The 523-nt window shown below is 64.4% G+C and carries 1 protein-coding gene; it reads right to left on the reverse strand.

Annotated features, from left to right (window positions below):
* Window positions 1–523, reverse strand: a 523-nt coding sequence (locus tag L2097_RS25060) for an enolase C-terminal domain-like protein (protein ID WP_284454104.1), incomplete at both ends; no start/stop codon positions are given.

The following is a 523-nucleotide window of genomic DNA, read 5'->3' on the forward strand; positions in this document are numbered from 1 at the left end:
CGTCCAGCCGGGGATAAGGTACTGCATCCCCATGGCATCGTCGCGCGCGCCCAGACCGTGTTTCTGATACAGCTCGTGCGCCTTCATCACCTGCTCCATATCCAGCTCCACGCCCAGCCCCGGCGTCGTCGGCACCTGCACCATCCCGCCCTTGATTTCAAACGGCTCTCTGGTCAGACGCTGGTTGCCTTCCTGCCAGATCCAGTGGGTGTCGATAGCGGTGATTTTGCCCGGCGCGGCGGCTGCCACGTGGGTGAACATCGCCAGCGAGATGTCGAAGTGGTTGTTGGAGTGGGAACCCCAGGTCAGGCCGAACTCGTGGCACATCTGCGCCACGCGCACGGAACCCTGCATGGTCCAGAAGTGCGGGTCCGCCAGCGGGATATCCACCGACTGCAGGGACAGCGTGTGTCCCATCTGACGCCAGTCGGTGGCAATCATATTGGTCGCCGTCGGCAGGCCGGTGGCGCGACGGAACTCCGCCATCACTTCACGCCCGGAGAAGCCCTGCTCAGCGCCGCAC

The organism is Citrobacter sp. MNAZ 1397 (assembly GCF_023613995.1).
Classification (GTDB): Bacteria; Pseudomonadota; Gammaproteobacteria; order Enterobacterales; family Enterobacteriaceae; genus Phytobacter; species Phytobacter ursingii.